Source organism: Flaviflexus salsibiostraticola, assembly GCF_003952265.1.
Taxonomy (GTDB): Bacteria; Actinomycetota; Actinomycetes; order Actinomycetales; family Actinomycetaceae; genus Flaviflexus; species Flaviflexus salsibiostraticola.
In genome coordinates this window covers 2423624-2444220 of record NZ_CP034438.1, presented here as the reverse complement: position 1 = coordinate 2444220, position 20597 = coordinate 2423624, and the positions used below count along the sequence as shown (strand labels likewise).

The following is a 20597-nucleotide window of genomic DNA, read 5'->3' as shown; positions in this document are numbered from 1 at the left end:
TCAGCTGCTGAGGGAATCACCGATGACAACTCGGACGACACCGGACCACAGAGCGGGGTCGGTGACGCGGCGGCCGTCGGCGAGCAGTCGGACACCGGGCAGGTCGTCCGCCTTGAGCGTCTTGTACTCCTCATGGTCGGCTTGGACGATCGCGACATCGACATCCTCACCGAGGTGGTACGGCTCCCAACCGAAGCCGGCGATCTCTTCGTCCGAGTACATCGGGTCATGGACTGCGACCGATGCGCCGCGCTTTGTCAGCTCCTCGACCGTGGCGAAGACTCCCGAGAAGGCGGTCTCCTTCACCTTGCCCCGGTAGGAGGCGCCGAGGACGACGACTCGGAGGCCGTCGAGGCTGCCGATGAGCTCCTCGACGCGACCGACGACGTAGGAGGGCATACCCGCGTTGAAGGATCGAGCAGTGCGGACAATCGATGCGTCCGGGTCGGTCGAGAGGTAGAGCCTGGGGTAGACCGGGATGCAGTGCCCGCCGACGGCGATGCCGGGGCGGTGGATATGGGAGTAGGGCTGGGAGTTGCAGGCGTCGATGACACGGTTGACGTCGATGCCCTCCTTGTCCGCGTAGACCGCGAACTGGTTGGCGAGCCCGATGTTGACGTCGCGGTACGTGGTTTCAGCCAGCTTCGCCATCTCGGCCGCCTCGGCACTCCCCATATCCCACACGCCGTTCGGCTCGGCAAGGTCAGGGCGCTCATCGAACGTGAGGACAGCCTCGTAGAACTCGACGGCCTTCTGTGCACCCTCGGCGTTGAGCCCGCCGACGAGCTTCGGGTAGCGGCGCAGGTCCTCGAATACGCGGCCGGTCAGTACCCGCTCGGGAGAGAAGACGAGGTGGAAGTCCGTGCCCTCGACGAGGCCGGAGATCTCTTCGATCATCGGCTTCCAGCGGCCCCGCGTCGTCCCGACGGGGAGGGTGGTCTCGTAGGAGATGACGGTGCCGGGGGTGAGGTGCTCGGCGAGCGACTTCGTCGCCGCATCCATCCACCCGAAGTCGGGTTCCCACGTCTCGTCGTTGACGAACAGCGGCACGACGAGGACGATCGCGTCCGCGCCGGGAATCGCCTCGGCGTAGTCGGTGGTCGCACGGAGCTGGCCAGAGGGCACGAGCCTCTCGAGGTACTCCTGGAGGTGGGCCTCGCCCGGGAAGGGCTCCGTGGCGGCGTTGACGGAGTCGACGACCCTCTGGGATACATCGACGCCGATCACCTCGTGCCCCGCATCCGCGAACTGGGCCGCAAGCGGCAATCCGATCTTTCCCAATGCGACTACTGCAATGCGCATGCAAGCTCCTCAATCATCTCAACGCTGCCTATTACGCCGTTCGCGCCTTCAGTGATCCTACTCCAGGGACTATATGCCTCGCGGGGGCGATGGGCTGAGAGCGCAGTCACCTTGTCAGAAGAGACGCCGCCATGAACCGCAGCGGAGCCTCCCGCGCGAACAGCATCCGTAGACTTCGCGGGACGAGAGTGAGCGGCATACCGTGTCGGCGCCGAGCATGAGCGAGCTCGATCAGAGTCTCGGCGGGAACATCCTGATTGCGGATAGCCTCGACAACCCTGTTATCGGCGATCGACAGTCTGTCCAGCACCCCAGGTGCAGAATCGACGACTCGGCCAGCGGCCCGTGCAAGTGCGCCGCGCTGCTCCTCCGTCCACCAGCTCGGGCCCGGCCGGTTGGTGATGACGCCGAAGACATGGATCCGCAGCAGCTTCGCCGCGATCGCCACGCGTTGATCTGCCGCGAGCTGTCGATACCAATCCGCATCAAGGAGCGTGTGAATGAAAGAGAACTCGTCGGCGATAGGGCGCGGGTTGTACGTAACTCGATCGGTCGCCGACTCCCCGATGTTGTAGCCGGGCCCCGATCGCTGGACCGCAGTCTTCGCTCCGAACCACAGCTCGGTGACATAGGGGACGTCACCGCCGACCTGGGCACCTGCGACCAGGCGTGCGCCCGTCCGCTCCCGAGCGGCCCGGGAGACGAGGCCAAGAGGTGCGCTTCGGTAGCTCAGACGGTCCCTGACCGGATCCGCCAGGCCTCGGTGGAACGGACGGGCAGGCGGGGTATGCACGACCCTGCCCTCGAGAAGGAGCCGGGTGATGACAACCTCGGCGCCTGTATCCTGAGCCAGGTCCAGCCACTCCCGCACCGCACCCGGCTGGAGCGTGTCATCCGAGCCGAGGATCGACACGAACTCGCCGGTCGCATGGGCCGTGCCGTGTTCGAACGGTCCGCTCGCCGAACGGATTCCGTCTTCCAGGTGCAGGAACGTCACGTCAGAGAGGTGCCGCTCGGCGATCACGTCCCGAATCTTGTCAACCGCCACGTTGTGGCAGACGACAGTGAGTCGGACGTCTTCTCGATTCCCATCCAGGACCGAGGCGACCGCGCGACCGACAGGCCGCGACGGCGAATGGCAGGCGATGATGACGTCGACGCGGTGGCTCACCGGCGGCCCGCCAAGACGTTGTCGTAGACGTCGCGGTAGCCGTGGCCGACCGAGTCCGGGTGGAAGTCGGTGCCGATCGAGTCGGCGATCTCCTGGGCGCTGGCCCGGCCGACGACCGCGAGGACCGCATCCGCGTACTCGGCAGCCGACGCATTGGAGAGGACACGACCGGCAATCGGCTTCACGTACTCGCCCTGGCCGCCCTTATCGGACACAACAACGGGGCGGCCCTGGGCGATCGCCTCCGCGCAGGAGACGAAGAAGTTGTCGCCGTTCGTCGGGCCGAGGAACACGTGGGAGTCGTTGAGCGCCTGGACGACCCCGGCGCGGTCCAGGTTTCCCGTGAGGGTGACGTGGCCGCGCAGCGGCTCCTCTGCCGCCCGCTCCTCGATGGCCGCGCGGAGCGAACCATCGCCGACGAAGATCATGCGGGAGTTGATGCCACGGCTTAGAAGCTCCTCGGTCACATCGAGTGCCATCATCGGGTTCTTCCGTTCGATGAGGCCGCCGACGGTCACCATCCGAAGCTCGCCGACGTCGTCGATCGAGGGCGGTTCGATGATCTCCTCCGCTCCGGGGACGATGCAGGGAACGATCTCGACGGGCCGGTCCCCGCGATATTCGCGGATCGGATCAGCGAGGTACTCACATACGGCCGTTACCGTGTCGGGTGCTGAGAGCGCACGGCCGACCACGGGGCGCGATGCCCACAGGAACGGCGTGAGCGTCTCCGGGTTGGTGAGACCCGACCAGTGCTCCGTGTGGACCCACGGGATCGTGAGCCTGCCAGCAGCCTTGAGCAGTGTGAGCGGACCGAGCGACGAGACCGCCATCGAATGGACGAGGTCGGCTCCCTCGAGCACCGAGGGGAGTTGCCGCACCACGGCGGCCATGTCCATCGGGCTCTTCGGATCGAAGGGCAGCCTGAGGACTGTAATGCCCTCGTGGACAACGTGGCGCGTCCCGTCATCCTGATGGGGCGGCACGAGGTGAACGAGCTTCACCTCATTCCCGGCGTCTTCGATGGCCACCACGTCTTTGACGACAAATGCGCCGGAAGACGGGGCTCTCTTCGTTGGGAACCAGGTACTGACCGCTACAACTCGCATAGGTCAACACTACCCGTTTCCTGCTATGACCTATCCTGAGGGCGTGAAGATACTCAGCGTCGTCGGTGCCCGCCCCCAGTTCGTCAAGCTCTCCCCGATCGCCCACGCGTGCGAGCGCGCGGGAATTGAGCACATCATCGTCCACACGGGCCAGCACTATGACCCGCTTCTCTCGGACGTATTCTTCGAGGACCTCAAGATTCCTGCTCCTGATGAGCATCTCGGGGTCGGGTCCGGCTCGCACGGCAAGCAGACGGGCGACATGATGGGCAGGCTTGATGACGTCATCACAGCGCATGATCCCGACTGGGTGCTCGTCTATGGGGATACCAACTCGACACTCGCCGCCGCCGTGAGCGCCGTCAAACTTCACTACCCACTGGCACACCTCGAGGCCGGGCTCCGGTCCTTCAACCGCGCCATGCCCGAGGAGATCAACCGCGTCCTCACGGACCACGCGGCCGACCTGCTCCTCGCACCCACCGATGTCGCGGCAGACCACCTCGCAGCAGAGGGGCTTGCCGACCGCACTGTCGTCGTCGGGGACGTCATGACCGATGTGCTCATGAACGAAGTCGCGGCCCTCGACGATGACGCCTCACCGATCACGGAGAAGCTGGGCTTCGAGCCGGACAGCTATTCTCTCGCTACTATCCACCGGGCCGAGAACACCGATTCGCCCGAGAGGCTCAAGACGATCATCGACTCCCTGCAGAGCGTGGATCACCCGGTCGTCATCCTCGCCCACCCTCGCCTCGTGGCCAAGGCGGGCCAGCACGGCATCACACTCGAGGGCGGCTCCCTGCATGTCCTCGAGTCGCTCCCCTACCCGCAGCTCCTGGCGTCGGCCAGATCAGCCCGCGGGATCATCACGGACTCCGGCGGTCTACAGAAGGAGGCATTCCTCCTGCGCACGCCATGCACGACCGTCAGACCCCAGACTGAATGGGTGGAGACCGTCGAACTCGGGTGGAATGTCCTCGTCGAGCCGAGCGGGCTCGTCGCCGCTGCGACGCGCCCCCGCCCAGCTGAGACTGACGAGACTCCGTACGGCGACGGGCAGGCCGCCGACCGCGTCGTTTCAGTCCTTCGCGATCGCGCGACCGGCAAGAGCGGCGACCGACTCGATCCACCCCTGGGACTGCCGCTCAGCCGAGAAAGCTTCCGCTGATTCGTGGGAGTTCATCTTCCAGCGCTCGATATCGTCCCGTGTCACGGAGTTGAGCGTCTCCGCGAGCGCGGAGGCCGTGAAGTCTCCTGAGACGGCACCGAGGCCTTCGCGATTGAGAATCTTCTCCATCTCCGGACTCGGTCCGATGATGATGCCGAGGCGGGCCTGAATGAAGTCGAAGAACTTGTTCGGCAGCGCAAACCGGTAGTTGAAGTTGACCGGCGGCAGAAGAAAGACGCCAAGGTCGTACTCGTTGAGCAGGGCGACGAGCCTGTCGTACTCGACTGGATCGTGGATCGTCACTCCGGGGGTCTGCTCCGCCTGCTCCTTGAGCTCAGCGAGGTAGCCCGGGTCGTTGGGCGTCAGGTAGAAATCGAGAATGAAACGCCCGGGCTCCACCTCGTTCATCGCATCGATCATGACCTGGAGATTGCGGTTGCGGAGGCACGCTCCCGAGTGGACGAGCCGGACCGGTTCTTCCGTCGGCCGAGGAGCAAGCTCGTGCAGCGGCGTCGCGTTCATGACGACACTCGCTTCGAGGCCGAAACGTCGCCCGTACTCGTCCGCAATCCCGTCGCAGACAGTGGTGACGCGATCGGCGCGGGTAACAAAGGTCCGCACGAGCCACGAGATGTAAGGCCCGACGAAGGCACGCCACTTCCAATCGTCCTGCTTCTGGCCCGGAGAGTACTCGTGGAGGTCGGCATGGACGCCGCCACGCGGCGCCAGTTCGAGTGCGAGCGGGACTGGGTCGATGTCGTCCGCGAGGATGACGTCAAAGATCCTGTCCGAGAGTATCGGGCGCAGGTAGGCGTTAACCTCCTGCTTCTCGAGGACTGCCCGATACTGCTTCGTGATGAGGAGCTTCCGATCCTTGCGCCAGTAGATCAGCTCATCGGGAATGCGGATATGCTCGACGACTCCCTCTGGCGCGGGACCGTAACCGCAGGTCGTCACGTCGTACGTCTCCGAGCAGAGTCTCACCTGTTTCAATACCCGGGCGTCGGCAGCAATTGGTGAGAAGGAGAGGATCAACAGGGTAGGACGCATCGTCACGCTTTGCTGAGGCCGTCTCGCGACAGAACGTTCTGGTACAGACGGATTAGCCCGGCTGCTTCTGCGTCCCATGTGATCTTCACACGAGCAGTCTCCGATGCTTGCCGAAAGCCGTCACCATCATCCAGCACGGACGCTACTGCCTTCGCAAGCTCACGAGGATCCTCTCCACTGAAGACCCGCCCGACGCCTTCCTCCGAGACTAGTCGTGACACTTCCGGGAGCTCTGATGCCACGACCGGAAGCCCGGCCGAGATCGCTTCAAACAGTTTGTTTGGAAGCGCGAACTCGTGATTGAGACAATCGGGCCTCAAGAATACGTAGGCAACATCAGAGTCTGACAAAGTCCCCGGCACCTCACCTGAGGGAACTGGGCCCACGACGTGGATCCGATCCGCTACGCCGAGACTGGCCGCGAGACTCCGCAATTCGAGCAGGTAGTCCTGAGAACCGAACCCGAGCATGACGAAATGTACGTCGTCCGGTAGCAACGGCAACGCCCTCACGACGATGTCAACACCTCGAGTGGGGTTCAATCCGCCAGAGAAAGAAATGATGCGGGCCTCTGGAGGGAGTCCCGCGAGCTCGCGGAGGCGACCCGGAACGTCGTCGATCGGATCTGGAGCATTGCGCACGACAGTAGGCAGGGTCCTAAGCCTGTACTTGTCCTTCAACCAGCGTGCAATGGAGTCAGAGACGGTAATAACCCCAGCCGCGGCGGGCACGGTCACCCTCTCGTAGAGAGCCTCGACGTGTGGCGCCATGATGCGGTTTTTCTTTGTCGCCCTGTGCAGCCAGAGTTCGTGAGAATCGTATACAAATGGAACTTTTAGAGCCCTGGCTGCGAGATAACCTGGGACGAGAGTGTTGCCATCATTGCAGTGGATGAGGTCGGGTTCGAACGCCTTGAGCTCCGCGACCATTCTCATCCACCAGGAAGCCAGCCCGAGCGGGGAGTCGATGGTGTTCGCAACTCTGTAACCTGCGTCTTTCAACTTCTTGACGGCCCTTTGCTTCGCAGTCAAGGGCTGCAACAAAGAAGAGTTGAGGGTATCTGGCTCCGCCGAAATGTGACCTGCCGCGTCAACACTCATTCCTGATCCGCGTCGCAATGAGTGCAAGAGTCGTTTAGGGACAACGGAATAGGCAGAGATACCCGGGACTCTGAGCACTGCGCGCCCGTCGACAACGATGTGCTTTTCCTTCGTTGGAGCGCCCTGCAGAGCACGACTGAAGATCTTCACGTCGGCACCCGCAGAAGTGGCCGAACCTGCCTCCTTCAGCACGCGCGCGTCCCTAAAGACTTCATGGGCGACCAGCTGCGCAATTCGAGCGGGCCGCGAGCCTTTCGTGAGTGTGGTCGAGCTCCAGCTTGCCGGCGAGTCACTAGCCATAGTTCTTCAGATTCCCATCTGGCGTCAGGCCCGCGAGAAGCGCCTGTCTGGCGAACTCCGGCTCGTCCCTGACAACCTCATCGAATGTGCCACGAGCGGCAACTTTGCCATCTTTCATGAAACAGACCTGATCCGAGTGTCGGATGGTCGCGAGTCTGTGTGCGACAACAATGGTCGTTACGTCGCCAGCAAGGGCGCGAACGGCATCCGTAACTGCGGCTTCAGTCGCCGTGTCCAGCGCCGATGTCGCCTCGTCCATGACGAGCACAATCGGATCCGAGTAGAGAGCTCGCGCAATGCCCAGTCTCTGTCGCTGTCCGCCCGACAGGCTGATTCCGCCTTCTCCGACCTTGCCATGGATGCCCTCCGGCCTCGCCTCGATGACATCAAGCAGCTGCGCGCGCTCCAGAGCACGCCGCACTCTGTCGTCGTCGATCAGGCTGTCCTCCCATGTCAGCGCGACATTGTGGGCGACCGTCGAATCAAAGATGGCGACATGCTGGGGGACGTAGCCGACTCGCGACTGCCAGGAGGCCATCGCCTCTGACATCGGTACGTCATCAATGAATAGAGCGCCGTCGGTGGGCTCGAGCAGTCCCAGCATGATGTCGACCAACGTTGACTTGCCTGAACCCGACTCGCCGACAAGCGCTAGGGACGAGCCGAACGGAATGTCGAAGGAGACTCCGTCGACGGCGAGTGAGGATGCATTTGGGTACCTGAAACTGACGTTATCGAGACGGAGGTTTCGCACTTCCGAATCCAACGTGCGGCCGCTCTGCTTAACGGCATACGATTCGCGGTTCTGTCGGCCGATCTCGATCTCGTCGAGAACACGCTCAGCGTAGGGCATCGCCGCAGCCGTCTGCGCCATGATGGTCTGGAACCTCGTCACCGCGGGCACCAGCCTGAAACCTGCAACGCCGAAGAGAGCGAGTTGCGCGACCGCCCCCTCCATTCCCGATTCGGAGTATCCGTAAGCGGCAGCAATTGCCAGACCCCCGATAAGTGCCATCTCCAGCACGTATCGAGGAACCGAGCCCAGGAACACTTGGTTCGCCCTGGCCGTCGACGCCTTCTGTCGGACATCGAGAACGACATTCTGAATCTCGTCACCCTTGTTGCGCAGAGTCACCTCTTTCAGTGACTGAACCATCTCGGAGATGAGCCTCACGGACCTCGTTGAATAGTCTCTATTGTCCCGACCTGCCTTCACAGCCCGGGCCAGCACCCAGCGGGACAGGAAGAAGCCCACCGCAGCAAAGTAGACGACGGCACCGATCGCCATGGCTGGAGTTGCGATGAGTAGGACAGTGATGACAGCGACGAAGGTAGCGATCTCACCCATCAACTGTGTGTATGGGATGAGAATGCCGGAAACGGTTGAGGAAACGCCCACGTCAGTCGACCTGACCAGATCCGACGAGTTCCTCGATAGCCGATCGAGCCACGGGGCAAAGAAGAAAGAATCGAGGAGCTTCGCGCCCAGAGCCTGCTCGAACCTTGCGAAACGCCGGGTTGAGAGCCTCTGGACTACTATGCCGAGGAATCCTTTGAGCAGGATAAGGCCACAGACGATTCCAAGAGCGACGCCAAAATCGCTCGGCTCTGACAGGGTGATTCCAATTACCGGCACGGTGACTGAGGTGCCCGAAATAAGAGGTCCGAGCAGGAGAGCGAGGATGCCGAGCGCCGCAATGTCGAGGAGAGCAAGCGCTGAGAGCGCAGCAGCGAAGACTCGGATAAAGCGTCGTGAGCCTGCTGGCAGCGCAAGCAGGAGCTGCTTCACTAGGTTGAGGAGTTTCTTCATCTCGGTCCCTTCACGGTTCTCAAGATAGCTGTGGCCGCATTCTTGGCCGCTGCTCCGAGGCTGACATTGTCGAGAGCCCACCGGGCAATTGGACGATGATCAGAGATCGATGCCGCAGACGAGCGCATTGCCTGAGCAACACCTGCGACATCATACGCGCAGGACCAACCGAGGTCGTTCGCCTCGATCAGCTCCCTCGCAATCCCCGCTCCGGCATAGATCACTGGTGTCCCGCAAGCCCAGGCCGCCATCGTCTTCGTAGGGAATGCCATGTCATAGCCGATGCCAGGTCGTATGGAAACAAGCGCGGCGATGGCATCTCGCTGAAAGGCGGCGGCGACTTCGGGAGACACCGCCGGCAGAATCTGCACTGCATCACCGACCCCTAAGTCTTCGGCAACCTGCCGGAGTTCGGCGACCGCATTGCCCTGGCCGACGAAGACGAGCTTCAGGTCCGGGAAGTCTGCATGGATTTGGGCAAGCGCCCTGACGAAAATGTCACTCCCCTGCCACTCGGACATTGTGCCCGCGTAGACGAAGTACTGCGTGCCGGCGAGCGGTGACCGGTCGCCGTCGGGGGTGAAGATCGTCGTGTCGACACCGTTCTGCACGGTGGTCACATTGGTGGCGCCCAGCTGCCTCGCGCGTTCCGCAACAGCGGCATTGACTGCGATGACATCGGCTGCGCCCGTGAGCACCCACCGTTCAACGGCCCTCAGCGCGCTGACGACGAAGGACGGCACGTTCGCGCTCTCGGATGCATCGGACCAGATGTCGGCGGCGTAGTACACGTAGGGCCGTCTGCGGATGGCCGCCACTGTTCGCGTTATGAGGCCAGTCGTCGGCGGCGGCTCGCAGACATAGACATCAGGCTTCGCGTCCGTCAAAAGGTGCCAGAGCAGCGGCAGATCGAAGCTCAAGTATTGAAGGTATCCGCGAAGGTATCCATCCTTGCCCCTCAGCACCCTGTGCCGATCGACGGAGAAAGGGGCCTGCTGGTCTGCGCTGGCGGCTTCTTCGGTCAGCTGCCGCGGCGGCTTCGATGTGTGGACGCGCACGCGGGCGCCGCTCTCGACGAGGGCGGCCGCCAAGGATCGGAGCCGGAACGCAGCCGCTGCCCGTTCCGGCTCCCAGATCCGGGAGGAGATCGTCACGCGCGGCGCGCGGTCTCCTCCCCTGCTCCTGTGGCTCACGAAGTGAGGCTCACCGACTGACCGGTCCTGGACGAGTCCAGGATCGCCTGGATAACCTCGAGGGTCTTGACGCCCTCAACCATCGTCACGATCTCGCTCCCGACGCCGTTGACGGCATCGCGGAAGCGCTCCTGCTCGACCTTGAGAGGCTCGCGCTTCTCAATGGCGAAACGGGTGATCGCACCCTCGGAGACGCCACGGAACTGAGCCACAGCATCCCACTGCGTCCGAATGGTTCCGTTCTCGAAGAAGGTCAGATCGTTGTTGAGAGTGTCGGCGAGGAGTGCGCCGCGCTCGCCGGTGACGAGGGTGAGCCTCTCCTTGAAGGGCGAGAGCCAGTTGACGACGTGGTTGACGATGATGCCGTTCTTCAGGCGCCCGGTGACAAGGACCATGTCCTCGAACTCGCGACCCGAGCGGTGCGAGGTCTGAGCGGCCACATTCTCGTACTCGGACTGGGCAACGTACGCGGTGAGGTCGATGTCGTGGGTCGCGAGGTCCTTGACCACGCCGACATCGGAGATCCGGGCCGGGAATGGTCCCTGCCGCCTAGTCTGGATCTGGTAGATCTCACCGAGGATGCCCTCGGCGAGCTTCTCGCGAAGCGCCATGATCGCGGGGTTGCAGCGCTCGACGTAGCCGACGGCGCCGATGAGATCGGGCTTGTCGAAGGCCTCGGCCACTCGCCTGCCCGCCTCGACATCGTGGGCGATCGGCTTCTCGACCATCGTATGGATGCCGGCCTCGGCCAGCTTGATCGCGACGTCCTCGTGGTAGACGGTCGGCACGGCCACCATGGCGGTGTCAATGCCGGCGGCGATGAGGGCGTCAACGTCCGGGAGCACCTCGAGGCCCTTGGCCACACCGAACTTGTCGCCGCCGGGATCAGCGATCGCGACGAGCTCCATGCCCTCGGTCTCGCGGATCACCCGGGCGTGGTGGCGGCCCATGGAGCCGATGCCGATGAGTCCTGCACGCAGCATCATGCACCTGCCTTCGCGGTCTGGTTGACTGCCTCGACGATCCGCTCGAGATCGTCCTGCGACAGGGAGGGATGGACCGGCAGGGAGAGGACTTCCTTCGCCGCCGTCTCCGTCACGGGAAGCTCAAGGCCCGGGGCGTACGGGGCGAGCGAGGGAAGGCGGTGGTTCGGGATCGGGTAGTAGACCCCGCAGCCGACCATGTACTCCTCGCGCAGCGCGGTCGCGAAGCGATCCCGCTCCGCACCGTCCGAGCCGTCGATCCTGATCGTGTACTGGTGGTAGACGTGGACGGCGCCATCGACAACTGGCGGGGTGATGACGCCCTCAAGGTTCGCGTCGAGGAACGCAGCGTTCTGCTGGCGGCTCGCCGTCCATCCTGCGAGCTTGCGCAGCTGGACGCGGCCGATGGCGGCGTGGATGTTCGTCATCCTGTTGTTGAGGCCGACAACCTCGTTCTGGTACTGGGTGAGCATGCCCTGATTGCGGAGCAGCTGGACCTGGCGCACGAACTCAGGATCTGAGGCCGTCACCATGCCGCCCTCGCCGGCTGTCATGTTCTTCGTCGGGTACAGCGAGAACGCACCGAACGTGCCGAACGTGCCGACCTTCTTACCGTGCAGCGATGCACCGTGTGCCTGCGCGGCGTCCTCGAAGATCATGAGCCCGTGCTCATCCGCGATCTTCGACAGCTCATCCATGTTCGCGGGATGGCCGTAGAGATGGACGGGCATGATCGCCTTCGTCCGCTCAGTCACCGAAGCGCGAACCGAATCCGGGTCCAGGCAGAACGTGTCGAGCTCGATGTCGGCGAACACCGGGGTGGCACCCGTGATCGCGACCGAGTTGCCGGTCGCGGCGAACGTGAACGACGGCACGATGACCTCGTCACCCGGGCCGATGCCGGCGGCGAGAAGTCCAAGGTGAAGAGCGGAGGTTCCCGAGTTCACGGCGATCGACGTCGCACCCGGGGTCAGCTCGGCTGAGAACTCCTCCTCGAAGGAGGCGACTTCGGCGCCCTGGGCGAGCATGCCCGAGGCGAGGACCGCGTCAACTGCCGCCCGCTCTTCATCGCCCACGATCGGCTTGGCCGCGGGGATCATGGATTTTGCCATCAGGCATCAACCTTTCGAATTGTCGAATCACATTCTTCAAAAACGTCGTCGGTCATCGGGCACCTCCAGCGCCCATCGCCGATGTCCTCGAGCTTCGCTCCCGCGAAACCGACCCAGCCGATCCGGCGGGCAGGTACGCCCGCGACCAGCGCGTGGGGCGGAACATCCTTCGTCACGACCGCACCTGCTGCCACCGTCGCCCACTCCCCGATCGTCACGGGTGCGACACAGACGGCCCGGGCACCCACCGAGGAACCCCTCTCGAGGGTGACGCCGACATGGTCCCAGTCGGAGGCCGACTTCTGGGTGCCGTCCGGATTGATCGCGCGGGGGTAGAGGTCATTCGTCAGAACTGCGGCGGGGCCGATGAAGACGCCGTCGGCGAGCCTGGCCGGCTCATAGACAAGCGCATAGTTCTGGATCTTGCAGTTGTCGCCCATCTCAACGCCTTCGCCGATGTAGGCGCCGCGACCGATGATGCAGTTCCTGCCGAGAACGGCGTGTTCTCGAATCTGGGCCAGGTGCCACACGCTCGACCCTTCGCCGATTGTGGCTTCTTCGGAAACATCAGCAGTATCGACAATGCGTATCGTCATCTACGCTCCTCGCACGAGCCTCAGCGGCTTACGTTCGTCTCTGGCATGGGCGATGTGCCGCTCGGGGTGGCGTGCTCGCATGCGGGCCGGTGGATTCGGCTACGCCAAAGGCTATCATGCGATACTTGAGCAATGAGCATGACAGAGTACCCCCACCTCGTTCGCAATACGTGGCTGGTCGTGCCTCTGTACAACGAGGCGACGGTCATCCACGACGTCATCGCTCACACCCTCGAGACCTTCCCCAACATCCTCTGCGTCGATGACGGATCCTCGGATGGCTCAGCGTCACTCGCCCATGCGGCCGGTGCCGAGGTCGCCCAGCATCCGATCAATCTCGGTCAGGGCGCAGCCCTGCAGACCGGCTTCGACTGGGTCCTCACCTACACGGACGCGAAGTACGTCATCACCTTCGATGCCGATGGTCAGCATCGAACGAGTGACGCCCTGCGGATGGTCGAACGCGCCGAGGACGAGGATCTCGGCTTCGTGCTCGGCTCGCGGTTCCTCTCGGAAACCCACCAGGCCGGCACGCTGAAGAAGTTCGTCCTGCGGACAGCCGCGAGGGCGACGAAGATGCGGACGGGCATGGACATGACCGATGCGCACAATGGTCTGCGGGTGCTGCGCAGGGATGCTCTTGAGCAGATTCGGCTCAGGCAGAATCGGATGGCGCACGCCTCCGAGATCGTCCACCAGCTCGCCGCGACCGGACTGCCCTGGGCGGAGGAGTCCGTGACGATCGATTACACCGACTATTCTCGGTCGAAGGGACAGAGCCTCCTCAACGGAGTGAACATCGTGACCGAGATGCTGTTCGGCTAGAAGATAGAACAAGGAAAGACTGAGTCGTGGTAATCAAAATTGTCCTCATCGTGGCGGTGCTCGTCATCGCCTACTTCTTGATCAAGTCGACCAGCAACACGAAGAACGTTGCCCTGCGCAGGCTCCTCCTCGTTGTCTTCGTCCTCCTGGCACTCGGCTCGATCCTGTTCCCGGACACAACAACGACGGTCGCCCAGTGGGTCGGCGTCGGCCGCGGCGCCGACCTCATCCTCTACCTTCTCGTCATTGCCTTCCTCTCCTATGCGGTGGTGAGCTATCGGAGGATGAACATCTTCGAGAACCGCATCACCGACCTCGCACGGGAACTCGCGATCGCCCGCTCCCACCCTCAGGGCAGCCAGTTCGAGGCACCGGGCGGTTCGATTCCCGCTCCGAAGAGCCCCGACAAGAACAACGGCTCCGGCAGCATCGAGGCGGGCAACACGGCTGAGGAGAGCTGACGGAGTCGGCAACGATCAGGGAATGATTGGGACCCCCTTCTCGAGGATTCGAACCTCTGCGTCGAACCACATCTGTCCAAGGTGACGGTCCCAGTCTCTGCCGAAGTAGAGATCGCCACCAGGGATGAGGCTCAGTTCTCCGAATATGATCTCTCCATTGATCCTCTCGAAGAGATCGACCCTGACGAAGCCCGAGTTGATTTCGAGCGACACTCGCCGGGCGATATCCAAAAGCTCGGACAGATTGCCTGGTTCTGGCAGGTCTTGGTTGATGACGACGTCCTTGCGCAGACGGCCCGCGCTCGTCCCGTCCGGTCGATAGAGCCTCATTTCGGTATCGCCGGCCCCTCGCGCCATTTGCTGGACCAGCCCGACTTCTCCATGGAATGAGAAGATCTTCCACTCCATTGGTCGAGTATCGCCATCCGCCACGGATTCTTCGACGATCAGACGATTGACGCTTCCACGCCTGCTCGTCACAACTCGCTGTTCTGCTTCCGCCGCAATCTCGTCATGGTCGAGCCGATCACCACTGATGAGTTCGACGAACGACCCATCTTTCTGCTTTCTGAGCACCATCACGCCTCGTGACGAGGCTCCCCAGTCGGGTTTGATCACGAACTGTTCGCCGTAATCGAGTGGTCGAAGCTCACTGGCTGACACGGGCCCGTCGAGGAGAGCCGGCATTCGCACGTCGGCGGCATGCGCGATGGCCCGGCAGCTGAGTTTGGAATTCTCCGGGTAAAGCTCGTCCTCCATTCCGTGCCTGGCGACCAGCTCCGACCAATAGGCACGGCGATACTGAAGAGATTGATAAAAGGAGGGTCCGAAGTTCGGACGTGTCACTTTGTTCTTTCGCTCTGTCATTCTCCGGCGCATCTTGCGCCATTCGAGAAAGGCAATCCGTTGTAGCGTCATGCCACGAAAGGTCAAAGCCATTGAAACTCCACTCCGCCGAGCGACGACTCACCTTTTGAGCCGTCAGACACCTACGACCCTATCGTCAGGATGATGATCAACAATGCGAACGACGCGAAAAGTGAACCAAATGCACCATTCGCACATAATCCGCTCAGTCGCAGGCGTCGATTGTCCAGAGCCCGACCTCGTCGCTGTACATCGCATACGGCGTGAGCCCATCGCGTGGCACATCGAAGAAACCCGGCCTGCCCTGATCCGAGTTGATCCCCTCCGCGTAGTCGACCGGCTTGAGATAGACATGGGTGGCGCCGAGCTCTCGCACCGCGTCGCACACGGCCGGATCCTCGAGATAGTCGTGGAAGTTACGGACGAGGGAGTGCTCGGCGGTGCCTGCGCGGTACGTATTGATCGCCTTCGGGTAGGCATCGACACCGCCCAAGGCATAGAAGAAAGTCGTGCCTGAGAGCGGGTTGCCGACGATGACGGCATCATCGGGCAGTGCCGCAGAGGTCTCGCGGATGAACTCGATCTCGTCCCACGAGGAGACGACCGTCCGCATCCACCCGCTGTTGGGCGTGAAGTACTTGTATTCGAGCCCGGCCTTCTTCTGCTCGTCCCGGAACTGGCCGGTGGCGTCCCATGCCCAGTAGACAACAAGCGACACAGCAAGCAGCCCCGCCGCGGTGCTGACGAGGGCGGGTGCTTTGAGCCGTCGCTGGACGATGCGATGGATGGCGAGCCCGATGAGGGCGACTCCGGCACCCGAGAGAACCCCCATGGGACCGGCGACGAGAGCGAGGATGCGGGGGAAGTCGTTGTAGAAGAAGCCCGTGAACACGCTCCCCCACCACTCGACCTTCATCGCCCCCACCGTGAGGGTCGCCGCGACGATCCACGCGCCGAGGACGGCCCGGGAGGACCGCTGCACAAGGGCGAACACGGCGCCGATGATGAGGAGCATGGGAAGGATCCACGGCTCCCATCCCGCACCCACGAGCGTGGATTCGTCGGTGAGCACGAACGTGAACCGCTCCCAATCATCCGCTCCCGTCGTGCCTCTCGGGTAGTTCGCGACTGCCTGGACGCGGGGGTGGGCGAGGACGGCGGCGATGAGACTGGCGACAAGCCCCGCGCCGACCCCGATAGCGAAGGCCGTCTTCCACCTCCTCGAGCGGGCGACGGATGCGAGCGGCCCGATGGCGGCCGAGACGATGGCCGGCAGGGCCATGAGGCCCGCACCGACAACGGTGGCGGGCTGGGCGTAGGCGAGGCCGAGGGTGGCGATGCCGAGCGGAATGAGGAGCGACCACCGGATCCTCGGGTAGACGGCCACCCAGACAAGACAGAGGAAGGCAGGCACGAGCGCTGCTCCGAGCGCGGCGGGCAGGGCCGTCCGGTAGCCGAAGAGGACCGCCGGGAGGGTGATGAGCCAGGCGCCGGTGATCGGCGCGAGAAGGGCAACAGTCGGGTGCTCGGGGAATGCCGCGAGCGCAAGGCCCGCGATCCCGAGCGGCAGGATGAGGCAGAGCGAGAGGATGATGACGGCGTTGGCGGCGGCGTCGGCCCCGAGCCACGGAACGAGGGCGCCAAGCGCGTGGAAGCCGGAGGGGTAGGACACTGTCGCGTCCTGGTAGAGCCGCGACATCGCGGAGATCGAGGCATTCCCGGTCTCGATGACGGCGCGGATGCCGGACAGGTGGTAGATGCCATCCCAGCCCACCGGCACGGCGTTCGGAACGACGAGGGCCCGCAGCAGCGTCCACCCCTGGATCGCGGCCGAGACGACGGTGCCAACGACTAGAGCGAAACCCGGTGCGGATTCCCGCCAGGCGGGGCGTCGAACCTCTCCTCGGAGCACGGCCGTTCCGGCCCCGATGAGGGTGATGATGGCCGCCGCGGCGGCCCAGCTCACGGGACTCCAGGCGATGCCGAGTGGCCGGAAGAGGTGGGCGACGATGGCAACGAGGCCGAGGCCGAGGACCGGGCTCACCGCGAGAGACGGCCAGACGGAGACTCGGAAGGCGCGGGCGAGTGCATAGCCGGGCGCCATGAGCATGAGGGCGAGGGCGCCTACACTCAGCGCCAGGTCAGCCCACGTCATAGCACCCCTCATTCGCACGTCAGCCCCCTGCTGACGCTTCCCAGCACACCTTACGTGACGGGCCTCGCCCCCGACCGGCAGATTGACGCGCCTCACGCCGAACGCCACCCGTCGCGGATTCGCGCCTCACCGCTGTGTACTGCGACGGGACTCTCACCGGACGGCGCCGTGCGGACCCGCGAGCAGCGCGGGGAGCGGCACGCTTTGCGATAACGTGGTAACCATGAAGATTTCTGTTATCGGCTGTGGCTATCTGGGCGCAGTCCATGCTGCCTGCATGGCCGAACTGGGCCACGAAGTCATCGGCGTCGACGTCGATCAGGAGAAGGTCGACCTGCTCGCCGCGGGCCGGGCGCCGTTCCACGAGCCCGACTTCGATGACCTGCTCGCGCGGGGCGTCGCCTCGGGCCGCCTGTCGTTCACGACCGACTTCGCTCAGGTCGCCGATGCGACCGTTCATTTCATCGGCGTCGGCACGCCCCAGAGGGCCGATGGCCGGGGCGCAGATATGCGCTACGTCGAATCCGCCGTCGACTCGCTCCTCCCCCACCTGGCCGACCAGGCTGTCGTCGTCGGCAAGTCCACCGTGCCGGTCGGCACGGCGGACAGCCTCGAGCCACTGGTCACCGGTGCCGGCGGCATCCTCATCTGGAACCCGGAGTTCCTGCGCGAGTCGTTCGCCGTCCAGGACACCCTGCGTCCGGACCGGCTCGTCTACGGCCTGTCGAAGGACTCCGACCGTGCCGAGCAGGCGCTGGCGGTGCTCGATGAGGTCTACGCCGACATCATCGAGGCCGGCACACCGCGCCTCATCATGGACTTCCCCACCGCCGAGCTGGTCAAGGTCTCGGCGAACTCCTTCCTCGCGATGAAGATCTCCTTCATCAACGCCATGGCCGAGATCTGTGACGCGACCGGAGCGGACGTGACGAAGCTGGCCGAGGCGATTGGCCTCGATGACCGGATCGGACGGAAGTTCCTCCGGGCCGGAATCGGCTACGGCGGCGGCTGCCTGCCGAAGGACACGCTCGCCTTCCAGGCCCGCACCGAGGAGCTCGGTCTCAATTCCCTCGACTTCCTCACCGACGTCAATGCGATCAATGAGCGCAGGCGCCAGCGTGTTGTTGACCTCGCGGTCGACGAACTCGGCGGGGACGTGACCGGCAGGCGCATTGCCATCCTCGGTGCCGCGTTCAAGCCGAACACCGACGACACCCGCGAATCGCCCGCCCTCGACATCGCCCGCCGCCTGGAGAAGCTCGGCGCCGACGTGGTCATCACCGACCCCGCGGCCGGCCCGGTCCTCGCCGCGCGCGACTCCGCGGCACCGATCGCGGCCGATGCCCACGAGGCGGTCAAGGATTCCGCGATCACGCTGCTGCTGACCGAGTGGGACGAGTTCAAGTCGCTCGACCCGGCCACGCTCAACCCGGCGCAGAAGATCATCATCGACGGCCGCAACGCCATCGATCCCACGACATGGAAGCAAGCAGGCTGGACCTACTACGGCATGGGCCGCTCCTAGGAGAGAAACACATGAAGATCCTCGTCACCGGTGGTGCCGGTTTCATCGGCGCCAACTTCGTCCGCACGACTGTTGAAGAGAAGCCCGATGTCGAGGTCGTCGTCCTCGACAAGCTCACCTATGCGGGCAATGCGGCCTCGCTCGCCGGCCTCGACCGCGTCACCCTCATCGAGGGCGACATCGCCGACGCCGACACAGTCGATCCGCTCGTGAGGGACACGGACCTCGTCGTCCACTTCGCCGCCGAGTCGCACAACGACAATTCGCTCAACGACCCCTCCCCCTTCATCACGACGAACATCGTCGGCACGTTTACGCTGCTCGAGGCGGTCCGCCGCCACGGCGTCCGGTTCCACCACATCTCCACCGACGAGGTGTACGGCGACCTCGAACTCGACGATCCGGCGAAGTTCACGCCGAGCACCCCGTACATGCCGTCCTCCCCGTACTCGTCCTCCAAGGCTGCCTCCGATCACCTGGTCCGGGCCTGGGTGCGGTCATTCGGCGTTGAGGCGACACTATCGAACTGCTCGAACAACTACGGCCCGTACCAGCACATCGAGAAGTTCATCCCCCGGACGGTGACGAACCTCATCGACGGCGTCAAGCCCCGACTCTACGGGGCCGGCCTCAACGTCCGCGACTGGATCCACGTCCGCGATCACAATACGGCGGTGTGGGCGATCATCGAGCGCGGCACGATCGGCGAGACGTACCTCATCGGCGCCGACGGCGAGAAGAACAACCTCGAGGTCGTCCAGATGATCCTCGAGGAGTTCGGCTACGACAGGGACGACTTCGTCCACGTCAACGACCGTCCCGGGCATGATCTGCGGTACGCGATCGACAACACGACCCTGCTCGAGCTCGGCTGGGAGCCGGAGTTCAAGGACTTCAAGTCCGGCCTCGCCGACACGATCGCCTGGTACCGGTCCAACGAGGACTGGTGGCGGCCCCAGAAGGCCGAGGTCGAGGCGAAGTACGCCAAGACCGGTCAGTAGGCTAGCGGGTCATCCAGCGTGACCGCAGCTTCAATCCCGTGATGATCGCCCCGCGCAGCGGGGCGATCATCGTCCCCGGGTATGCGTGGCTGATGTAGCGCATCGCGGACTCATGGTGGGCGCGGATCATCGCCGCTGGCCTGTCGCGCCACGACATGCCCTGGTCGTGGATGACGGTCGCGGTGGGAATGTAGACGGACTGCCATCCCGCCTCCGCCATGCGGCGTCCGAGGTCGACGTCCTCGAAGAACATGAAATACCCGGGGTCGAACCCGCCCACCTCGCGGAACGCCTCCGGCCTCATGAGCAGGCAGGCTCCGGACAGCCAGCCGCACGTGTGCTCACGGTCGGTGAGTCCGTGGTACTTCGCCGTCCACGGGTTGCTCTTCCAGAAGGTCGTGAAGAGTGCGTGGCCGATGCCGGTGGAGACGGAGGGCAGCTCGCGCGCGGAGGGGTAGATCGAGCCGTCCATGTTCGCGAGCCGAGGGCCGAAGACGCCGCCCTCCGGCCATCGCCCCGCCGCCTCGACGAGCTCGGTGATCGCACCGGGGGTGAAGATCGTGTCGGGGTTGACGAGGAGGAACCAGTCGGCCCCCGAGTCGAGCAGCGCGAGGTCGGCAGCCGTCCCGTATCCGAGGTTCTCGCCGGGGCGCAGGACGCGCGCACCCCAGTCGGCGGCGACGCGGTTGACGATCGCGGTCTCGGTGCCGTTGTCGACGATGTCGACGGTGTATCGCAGGCCGGGGCATGCGCCATCGAGTGACGCGAGCATCCGCTCGAGCTCTTCGCCCGGGTTATAGGCGACCGTGACGACATGGATCTCTGGTCCGGTCACTTCTTCTCCTCAGTGTGATCTACACAGACAG

The 20597-nt window shown here is 64.0% G+C and carries 19 protein-coding genes; 6 read left to right on the top strand and 13 right to left on the bottom strand.

The window, feature by feature from the left end:
• The 3 genes from EJO69_RS11435 to EJO69_RS11425 all read right to left on the bottom strand — a co-directional run bounded on the left by EJO69_RS11435 (position 1) and on the right by EJO69_RS11425 (position 3507).
• A complete protein-coding gene (locus EJO69_RS11435) occupies positions 1 to 1302 on the bottom strand; it encodes a nucleotide sugar dehydrogenase (RefSeq protein WP_126041951.1) in 1302 nt (433 codons plus the stop codon).
• 106 nt (positions 1303 to 1408) lie between these two features.
• Positions 1409 to 2473 (bottom strand): glycosyltransferase family A protein, encoded by a 1065-nt coding sequence (locus tag EJO69_RS11430; RefSeq protein ID WP_126041949.1) that lies wholly within the window; start codon positions 2471 to 2473, stop codon positions 1409 to 1411.
• Positions 2470 to 3507 (bottom strand): glycosyltransferase family 4 protein, encoded by a 1038-nt coding sequence (locus EJO69_RS11425; RefSeq protein ID WP_245993657.1) that lies wholly within the window; start codon positions 3505 to 3507, stop codon positions 2470 to 2472. The genes EJO69_RS11430 and EJO69_RS11425 overlap by 4 nt, the downstream gene beginning before the upstream one ends.
• Positions 3508 to 3625: 118 nt before the next feature.
• On the opposite strand from EJO69_RS11425, the gene wecB reads away from it, so the two are divergent.
• Entirely contained in the window at positions 3626 to 4753 is a 1128-nt protein-coding gene (gene wecB / locus EJO69_RS11420; RefSeq protein ID WP_126041945.1) for a non-hydrolyzing UDP-N-acetylglucosamine 2-epimerase, read from the top strand.
• On the opposite strand, the gene EJO69_RS11415 is transcribed toward wecB, so the two are convergent.
• The 4 genes from EJO69_RS11415 to EJO69_RS11400 all read right to left on the bottom strand — a co-directional run bounded on the left by EJO69_RS11415 (position 4664) and on the right by EJO69_RS11400 (position 10071).
• A complete protein-coding gene (locus EJO69_RS11415) occupies positions 4664 to 5737 on the bottom strand; it encodes a glycosyltransferase family protein (RefSeq protein WP_126041943.1) in 1074 nt (357 codons plus the stop codon). The genes wecB and EJO69_RS11415 overlap by 90 nt on opposite strands.
• 68 nt (positions 5738 to 5805) lie before the next feature.
• Positions 5806 to 6903 carry a glycosyltransferase family 4 protein gene (locus EJO69_RS11410; protein ID WP_342769210.1) on the bottom strand — a complete coding sequence of 366 codons (1098 nt, stop codon included), beginning with the start codon at positions 6901 to 6903 and terminating at the stop codon, positions 5806 to 5808.
• A gap of 292 nt (positions 6904 to 7195) precedes the next feature.
• Positions 7196 to 9013 (bottom strand): ABC transporter ATP-binding protein, encoded by a 1818-nt coding sequence (locus EJO69_RS11405; RefSeq protein WP_126041939.1) that lies wholly within the window; start codon positions 9011 to 9013, stop codon positions 7196 to 7198.
• Complete coding sequence (locus tag EJO69_RS11400; protein ID WP_245993869.1) at positions 9010 to 10071, bottom strand: glycosyltransferase family 4 protein; 1062 nt, start codon at positions 10069 to 10071, stop codon at positions 9010 to 9012. Before EJO69_RS11400 ends, EJO69_RS11405 begins: the two co-directional genes overlap by 4 nt.
• Between EJO69_RS11400 and EJO69_RS12635 the strand changes: the two genes are divergently transcribed.
• Complete coding sequence (locus EJO69_RS12635) at positions 9965 to 10213, top strand: hypothetical protein (RefSeq protein WP_245993878.1); 249 nt, start codon at positions 9965 to 9967, stop codon at positions 10211 to 10213. The two genes, EJO69_RS11400 and EJO69_RS12635, sit on opposite strands and share 107 nt — an antisense overlap.
• On the opposite strand, the gene EJO69_RS11395 is transcribed toward EJO69_RS12635, so the two are convergent.
• The 3 genes from EJO69_RS11395 to EJO69_RS11385 are packed head-to-tail and all read right to left on the bottom strand — an operon-like array spanning position 10203 to position 12897.
• A complete protein-coding gene (locus tag EJO69_RS11395) occupies positions 10203 to 11192 on the bottom strand; it encodes a Gfo/Idh/MocA family protein (protein ID WP_126041935.1) in 990 nt (329 codons plus the stop codon). The two genes, EJO69_RS12635 and EJO69_RS11395, sit on opposite strands and share 11 nt — an antisense overlap.
• Complete coding sequence (locus tag EJO69_RS11390) at positions 11189 to 12301, bottom strand: DegT/DnrJ/EryC1/StrS family aminotransferase (protein WP_126041933.1); 1113 nt, start codon at positions 12299 to 12301, stop codon at positions 11189 to 11191. The genes EJO69_RS11395 and EJO69_RS11390 overlap by 4 nt, the downstream gene beginning before the upstream one ends.
• Entirely contained in the window at positions 12301 to 12897 is a 597-nt protein-coding gene (locus tag EJO69_RS11385; RefSeq protein WP_126041931.1) for an acyltransferase, read from the bottom strand. The genes EJO69_RS11390 and EJO69_RS11385 overlap by 1 nt, the downstream gene beginning before the upstream one ends.
• A 132-nt stretch (positions 12898 to 13029) precedes the next feature.
• Between EJO69_RS11385 and EJO69_RS11380 the strand changes: the two genes are divergently transcribed.
• Together EJO69_RS11380 and EJO69_RS11375 are read left to right on the top strand one after the other, a co-directional pair.
• Complete coding sequence (locus tag EJO69_RS11380) at positions 13030 to 13722, top strand: glycosyltransferase family 2 protein (RefSeq protein WP_126041929.1); 693 nt, start codon at positions 13030 to 13032, stop codon at positions 13720 to 13722.
• 26 nt (positions 13723 to 13748) lie between these two features.
• A complete protein-coding gene (locus tag EJO69_RS11375) occupies positions 13749 to 14183 on the top strand; it encodes a DUF2304 domain-containing protein (protein ID WP_126041927.1) in 435 nt (144 codons plus the stop codon).
• Positions 14184 to 14198: 15 nt separating this feature from the next.
• On the opposite strand, the gene EJO69_RS11370 is transcribed toward EJO69_RS11375, so the two are convergent.
• Both EJO69_RS11370 and EJO69_RS11365 read right to left on the bottom strand, forming a co-directional pair.
• Positions 14199 to 15122 (bottom strand): ATP-grasp fold amidoligase family protein, encoded by a 924-nt coding sequence (locus tag EJO69_RS11370; RefSeq protein WP_126041926.1) that lies wholly within the window; start codon positions 15120 to 15122, stop codon positions 14199 to 14201.
• Positions 15123 to 15255: 133 nt separating this feature from the next.
• A complete protein-coding gene (locus EJO69_RS11365) occupies positions 15256 to 17205 on the bottom strand; it encodes a DUF6541 family protein (RefSeq protein WP_126041924.1) in 1950 nt (649 codons plus the stop codon).
• A 223-nt stretch (positions 17206 to 17428) separates the two neighbouring features.
• Here EJO69_RS11365 and EJO69_RS11360 point away from each other — a divergent pair, with 223 nt between their 5' ends.
• Both EJO69_RS11360 and rfbB read left to right on the top strand, forming a co-directional pair.
• A complete protein-coding gene (locus tag EJO69_RS11360; RefSeq protein WP_126041922.1) occupies positions 17429 to 18730 on the top strand; it encodes a UDP-glucose dehydrogenase family protein in 1302 nt (433 codons plus the stop codon).
• 11 nt (positions 18731 to 18741) lie between these two features.
• Complete coding sequence (gene rfbB / locus EJO69_RS11355) at positions 18742 to 19731, top strand: dTDP-glucose 4,6-dehydratase (protein WP_126041920.1); 990 nt, start codon at positions 18742 to 18744, stop codon at positions 19729 to 19731.
• A gap of 1 nt (position 19732) precedes the next feature.
• Here the strand turns inward: rfbB and EJO69_RS11350 are convergent, their stop codons facing one another.
• Complete coding sequence (locus EJO69_RS11350) at positions 19733 to 20566, bottom strand: glycosyltransferase family 2 protein (RefSeq protein ID WP_126041918.1); 834 nt, start codon at positions 20564 to 20566, stop codon at positions 19733 to 19735.
• Positions 20567 to 20597: the final 31 nt, after the last annotated feature.

What these genes read in the sequence shown, in the direction of transcription:
- EJO69_RS11435 (WP_126041951.1), bottom strand. Translation starts at nt 1,302, where the DNA reads ATGCGCATTGCAGTAGTCGCATTGGGAAAGATCGGATTGCCGCTTGCG.
- EJO69_RS11410 (WP_342769210.1), bottom strand. Translation starts at nt 6,903, where the DNA reads ATGAGTGTTGACGCGGCAGGTCACATTTCGGCGGAGCCAGATACCCTC.
- EJO69_RS11405 (WP_126041939.1), bottom strand. Translation starts at nt 9,013, where the DNA reads ATGAAGAAACTCCTCAACCTAGTGAAGCAGCTCCTGCTTGCGCTGCCA.
- EJO69_RS11395 (WP_126041935.1), bottom strand. Translation starts at nt 11,192, where the DNA reads ATGATGCTGCGTGCAGGACTCATCGGCATCGGCTCCATGGGCCGCCAC.
- EJO69_RS11390 (WP_126041933.1), bottom strand. Translation starts at nt 12,301, where the DNA reads ATGGCAAAATCCATGATCCCCGCGGCCAAGCCGATCGTGGGCGATGAA.
- EJO69_RS11385 (WP_126041931.1), bottom strand. Translation starts at nt 12,897, where the DNA reads ATGACGATACGCATTGTCGATACTGCTGATGTTTCCGAAGAAGCCACA.
- EJO69_RS11380 (WP_126041929.1), top strand. Translation starts at nt 13,030, where the DNA reads ATGAGCATGACAGAGTACCCCCACCTCGTTCGCAATACGTGGCTGGTC.
- EJO69_RS11370 (WP_126041926.1), bottom strand. Translation starts at nt 15,122, where the DNA reads ATGGCTTTGACCTTTCGTGGCATGACGCTACAACGGATTGCCTTTCTC.
- EJO69_RS11365 (WP_126041924.1), bottom strand. Translation starts at nt 17,205, where the DNA reads ATGACGTGGGCTGACCTGGCGCTGAGTGTAGGCGCCCTCGCCCTCATG.
- EJO69_RS11360 (WP_126041922.1), top strand. Translation starts at nt 17,429, where the DNA reads ATGAAGATTTCTGTTATCGGCTGTGGCTATCTGGGCGCAGTCCATGCT.
- rfbB (WP_126041920.1), top strand. Translation starts at nt 18,742, where the DNA reads ATGAAGATCCTCGTCACCGGTGGTGCCGGTTTCATCGGCGCCAACTTC.